The sequence below is a fragment of the Streptococcus suis genome (genome assembly GCF_017601095.1).
In the GTDB taxonomy this organism is placed as follows: Bacteria; Bacillota; Bacilli; order Lactobacillales; family Streptococcaceae; genus Streptococcus; species Streptococcus suis_Z.
In genome coordinates this window covers 1-5,991 of record NZ_JAGFUX010000023.1, presented here as the reverse complement: position 1 = coordinate 5,991, position 5,991 = coordinate 1, and the positions used below count along the sequence as shown (strand labels likewise).

At 39.8% G+C, this 5,991-nt stretch carries 2 protein-coding genes and 1 pseudogene; all 3 read right to left on the bottom strand.

The window, feature by feature from the left end; all coding sequences use genetic code 11:
• Positions 1-152: 152 nt before the first annotated feature.
• Positions 153-2,066 carry a group II intron reverse transcriptase/maturase gene (ltrA, locus tag J5566_RS10255; RefSeq protein WP_105118400.1) on the bottom strand — a complete coding sequence of 638 codons (1,914 nt, stop codon included), beginning with the start codon at positions 2,064-2,066 and terminating at the stop codon, positions 153-155.
• Positions 2,067-2,774: 708 nt separating this feature from the next.
• Positions 2,775-5,468, bottom strand: coding sequence for a phage tail tip lysozyme (locus J5566_RS10250; RefSeq protein ID WP_208563167.1), 2,694 nt, complete (start codon positions 5,466-5,468; stop codon positions 2,775-2,777).
• A gap of 1 nt (position 5,469) precedes the next feature.
• Positions 5,470-5,991: pseudogene (locus J5566_RS10245) on the bottom strand (VirB4-like conjugal transfer ATPase, CD1110 family); the annotation flags it as partial.

Below are 5,991 nucleotides of genomic sequence, written 5' to 3'. Positions count from 1 at the left end.
ACTTTTTATAGCGATAGGTAAAACTTTGATACTATCTCCATCTTTTCCCCCGCTTCACACCGTGCGTGCGACTTTCACCGCACACGGCGTTCCATCAATAGTGTATTATCACGATTTTGCTTTATCGTGCTATATTAATATGATTAACATGATTATTCTAAGTTCAAATTTTCTTTCAATAATGGTGGATTTCCTACAAGTTCACGCAACTGATTTAATTTGGTCAGTCCTGTATTACTCAAATTCAAAAGCTGAAAGAGATTTTTGATAGCCTTCTCATTTGTTGCGTGAATAAGGCGATGACTATCTCGTCCAACAATGATAAGGTTCCTATAAGAGTCATCCTTTGTTTCTGACCAAGGTCTCTTATGGTGACAATGAATATCATCCATATCCAATTCCTGACCGGTTACAGCACATTTCCCTTTTTGAGCTACAAATAAAGAAATTCGATTATCGTTATATTCAACTGTTGCACGCTTATTTATAATTGGGTGTTCTCTCAGCCATTTTAATTTCCATGTTTCAACAGATTCCTGTTGTTTATGAATCAATTTTCTCCCCTCAGGAGTATACCTATTCAGATTCTTATTTCTTCCTTTTAATGTCCTCGTCTTGACATAGCTAATTGGAAGAATTGGATAACCCATTAAGTACCGAATATTTTGAGATTGAAGGTAAGGGAGAACCCCTTTATCTTTTCCCTTGTATTCTCCTATTTTTGTCAGACCTTTCGCCTGCAATCGATTTTTAAAAGAGAGGTAAAGCTGATAATGAATTTCTTCTAAATCCTTACTCACATGTGTTGCCATACTATAGTAGTTATGAATACCGATAACCATACTATTATACTTCTGTATTTCACGAATAATTGTTTCTTTAACACCTTTAATTTGTATCAATTTCATCTGTTGTTTCAGTTGATGTTTAATACGTTTCTTGGCTTTCGGTGCAACATGAGAAAAACAGACAAAACGATTATTCTTAGAAACCAGCTTTAAAGTAATCCCAAGGAATTCGCTGCTTTTCTTTCTCAGATTGGTAATTTGAGATTTTTCCTCCGAAACAGGAAGGTTAAGTCGCTCTTTTAACCACAATTTTACAGCCTTAAACGTTCGCTCTGCCTCATTCCTATTTCGACAAAAGATTTTAAAATCATCCGCATATCGAACAATATACATCTCTTTTAGTGTCGTTGAAGCTCGCAGCTTTCTATAAACATGTGACTTGTGCCTTGTTCCCTTGGAATTATATTGAGGAACTAATTCCTTACAATCTCTTTCTTCCCATTGTCGTCCTATCCACCAATCAAATTCATTAAGATTGATATTGGCAAGTAGCGGAGATAGGATACCTCCTTGTGGTGTGCCCTTAGTTGGATGGCTCACTTTTCCATTCGGAAGAACAATTGGTGCTTTTAACATTTTTCGAATAATCACTAGAAGTTGTTTATCCCTGATGCCTAAGGTCCAGATTTGACGCATTAACTTAGTATGATTCACTTCATCAAAAAAGCCTTTAATATCAACGTCAACGACATAAGTCATATGACTTTTATTCATACGATACATACAGTCCATAATAGCGTTATCAGCTGACCGTAGAGGTCTAAATCCATAACTATGTTTGTAAAATTTAGCTTCACATATTGGCTCTAACACTTGTAAAATACACTGTTGAGCAATCCTATCCCACATTGAGGGAATGCCTAGTGGTCTTTTCTTTCCATTTGGTTTAGGAATCTCTACTCTTCTGACCTTTCTGGGTCTATAATGTTGAAATCTTCTTTGAACTTTAGAGATAAAGTCTTCTTGGGTCAAATTTTCTAAGTCTTTAATGGTAACACCATCTACACCCTCGGTTTGACTACCACCATTCCGCTTTATGGTACGATAAGCGAGTAGTATATTTTCGGGAGATGTGATAATGTTCATCAAATTCTTAAAGTTGAATCCATTTTGACTTTTGGAATATAAATCGTCAAATATTTTGGTCATGCCATAGTATTCTGCATACCTTAGTTTTTGACGTTTTAATAGTTTGTCATCATTTTTGGTTTTCGTCATGGTCTATCACTCCTCTCTTTGGATTCGTGACCTTTTATGTCTTACAAGAATCCATGAAATGATAAAGTTCATAACAATACACTATTGACTAGTGGCTGTTCCTCCAGTATCATTACAACACTTTCAAAGGTCGTGCCACCACTCTCACTAGAGATTAAGGAAAGTTATGATTTCCTTTCCATTGCTTCGCTGGTTGTGCAACCTCCACATCTCTAGCTTTCGACGTTCCCTTATCTTTATCAATACTAAACTTAGGTGCCTAGCTATACCCCTTCAACTTTGATATGCCTGTAACATAACAAGGAATTTCATATCGTCGATTCTTACTCTTCCTCAAGTCGAAACAACTTACGTTGCTATACGCATTTCTACGTACTCGCCTTCGGAGCGTACATTCGCTGGTTCGTCAGTGCTCATGCACATTCTCACCCTATTTAGTTTTTAATGACTCCCGACCTATCAGATACATATCCCACCTCTGGAACACTTTCGATTCTTAAGTCCTTAAGAATGACGGTATCTTTCAGCCGACTTCACCGAGCTTCATACCTTTACCTTTGCATCAGATAAACGCATGTCGGAGTATTAGAGAAATCGTTTCAGGGCGTTACCCCTTCATTCCAATTTTCAAGATAAGAGTTCTCCATTCTCTTCAAATTTAACCTGATTATCAGGTTGATTTTTCAAGAACGTGTCTAACCTTTTCAGTTAGAAACGTCTCGCACCGACGAAAGCCACATGCCCGTATTCTGTTGGTGTGCCATGTCCACCACCCGCAAATGAGAGTATAGCTCCTGCTTTCGGAGTCGTGCCTGTTTCACCACCGAGGCTTGCGGCTGTCCGTACCCAATCTTGGCCATTGCCCATGGTACTGATAATTGGAATCTTCTCACCATTCTTACCTTTGAGTTTTAGACCCAGTTGGTTGATACGGGCTGCGACTCCCCACGTACATTGACCGTAGGCATAGCCCATACCATCACCACCTCCTGGAATAGAGTTTTCAAAAAGATCTCCTCGTACAGCTTCAAGTGCTTTTGGATCGCTTTGTGCAGTCCCACCGTTGGGTTGACTAAAGCCTTTTTCAATTTGGTAATACCACTCACTTGCTCGTGTCTGACGCTCAAGTAGCTTATCCCCTGAATTTCCTTCCCAGTAAATGAGAAAGAGTTGGGCAAGACTAGCTGGACTTCCTGAATTTTTGAAGAAGTCCTTTAACCAGTTAGTGTAATAAGGACTATCCCCATGCAACATGAAATCCAGTTGTAACCCCAAGTAATACCACTTTTGATGTTTTCCTTTGGCATATTCGAGCAATAAGGTATGTCTGCGTGAACCATCTGCGGTATCTGTCCATTGTCCTAAGCCTAAACCACGTTTAAGAATATTTGGGTAACGTCCATTGTATATTGTTGGACCATTAAGTGAAAGCCAACCCTCATCATCCCACGAACTGTCTGTCGCACCAATAGGTGGAGATAGATAGTCGCCCTCTGCACGCTTCGGATTAATGGAAGATTCTACCGACCAATTTCCTAAAATGGCCGCAATAGCTTGATTTGTCGCACCTTTGCTTTTGAGATAGTCATAAATAGCCTTTGCTCTCTCGAACTCGTCGCCACCAAATTGACCGATAGTTGGAAGAATGGTGGTCTGAACCTGGATCACATTCGGAAAATAGAAAGCTGGATTGACATAGACCAACTTATCCGTGTCATCATCAACCTTTTGATAGGTGACTTTTAGACCCGTTCCGTCTTTGGTCTGACCAATAATGTCTCCTGCCAAGACTTGTTGATGTTCACTCACACGACCTGAATGAATGCCAAACAAGGTTAGTTTAGTCTTATTCACTCCCTTACCTGATGTCAAAACAATGTTCTCTCCATCAAGAGATACCTTACCATCCATCGGAGCCACAATGACTTGGCCTTCTTTTGCTTCTAAGATGATATGGTGATGAAGCGTTGGTTTCTCATCAATGACCTCATAACCAAATCGGTAGGTCATGTTTAAGCTATCCTCATCGGTCTGTCCCTGAAAGGGATTGTCCAATTCTTGAAGAGCTAAATAGTTGCCTTCTTCGGTCAATTCCTTTAGTTCTTCCTGGTCCTCATCTGACAGCTTGTAAGCAGGTTCTTTATACAAGTCAGACATGGATTTAATAGAGTCTCCACCATTTAAGTCCGTCCAGACTTGACTGAGAAATACTTTGTAGGTCGCACCACCTGTTTCCATGACATCGTCAAGCTTGTAGTCTTGGTATTGATGATTCATGTAAACCATGACCTCATCAATCTTGGTGTAGTAGGTAATCCCTTTATCGTTGGTTCTCGTATGTTCCGCATCTTCCCACGTCATCTGGGTATAGGCCTTGGTCAACTCCATCTCATCTTGTTGAATGACACTGCTACCTGAGACACTCATGAAAAAGCTCATAATCAAAAGGAGTATCAAGAGAATGCCTGAGACAATCCAAGTCAAAGGATTTCCCGCAATAGCAGAAAAGAAGGTCAGACTTCCCTTAATGGCTTGGACAACCCCCTTAACTCCTGCTAGACTGTGCTTTCTGGCATGCTTTAAGAAGGTCTGGTAGCGTCTTTGTGGTTTAAGAGGTTTCTGGCGTGTGAATCCTTTTCCCTTTTTGAAGTTTTGGAATCGTTCCTTTCCATGAGAAAATTTTGTTTTGGTAAACCGCACACCAGTCTGACCACTTTTCACCGCCACTTTACCTGCTTGATAGGTAAAACTGCCATAGCGTCTGGCTTTCAAGCTAGTATCCTTTAAGGTTCTTAGACCATCTAAATCATCCTCCTGTGCTATCAGGTCAAGGGATTCAGATGCAGCTAAGCCTAATCCAACTTTGACTTTGGTAGAGTTTTTCTTAGTCTTTTGGACTTTCTTGAGTTGTTTGACTTCACGCTTGGCAGAACTTACGTCTTTTTCTGCACTGAGTCGATCAAATGATTTTTCTTGGTGAAACTGAAAGCGAGACTTCAGGGAAGGATTTTCTTTTTGGAAAGTAAACTTGGGATTAACTGCCTGTTGTTTCTCACTTAGTTTCACTTCTGACAGATGTTTTCTTGCCGTCCGCAAACGCTCTTGAGCTTGAGGAAGTCGATAGTTCTTGATTTCCTTTACCTTCAACAGTCTAGGAGACACATAGGTAATTTCTTTTAGGAACTTCTCTTCTGCTTCCTTTTGGCTACTGAGTAGATTTCCTTTTAACTCTGTTTTCTTTCCTTGAAACAGAGAATTTTTGGCTGATTTTCGAAATCTTCCTTTTTTAGGAACAGTCTGTTTTAAGGTCCTAACTTCTTTCCGATAATGCATACGAGCTGATTTTAAGTTGCTTCGAAAGTTTTGCCTGGCTTGTTTGACTACCTTTTTATCCTCTTTCATCTCATGTCCTCATTTTTTCAGGGTCCGTACTCATGATGTCAAAGAGCTTGGTGTGTTGTGGAATCTTATTCTTGAATGGGACAACGGTGGAACCGGCCTTAATTAAGCCTGCCCCTTTTTCAGGATTGACTAAGTACTTCTCCAGCTCTTTAGAAAGCCCAAGCATATGCACCAATTCTTCTCGATCGCTCTTAGCCTGTTTTAAAAGAATCATGAACTCGCTATTGGCAATAATACGTCTACCATTGGCATCTAAAAGAAGTGTCTCCACATTTTGAGTAATGCCAGTTGGTATCGCCCCATACTTACGGACACGACTCCAGAGTTTAAAGAAGAAATCAGAGGCATATTTGTCCAATAAAAGAAGCTGCATTTCATCAAAGTATATCCAGGTTTTCTTCCCTAGTTTTTGATTTTTCACTACCCGATTCCAAATCTGGTCAAAGATAACCATGAGGGCAATCTGTTTTAATTCATCGCCTAACTTTTTGACATTGTAAATCAGGAAATGACTGTCTGTTTT

Excerpts from the sequence above, each read along its gene's own strand:
- ltrA (WP_105118400.1), bottom strand. The coding sequence starts at position 2,066 with ATGACGAAAACCAAAAATGATGACAAACTATTAAAACGTCAAAAACTA.
- J5566_RS10250 (WP_208563167.1), bottom strand. The coding sequence starts at position 5,468 with ATGAAAGAGGATAAAAAGGTAGTCAAACAAGCCAGGCAAAACTTTCGA.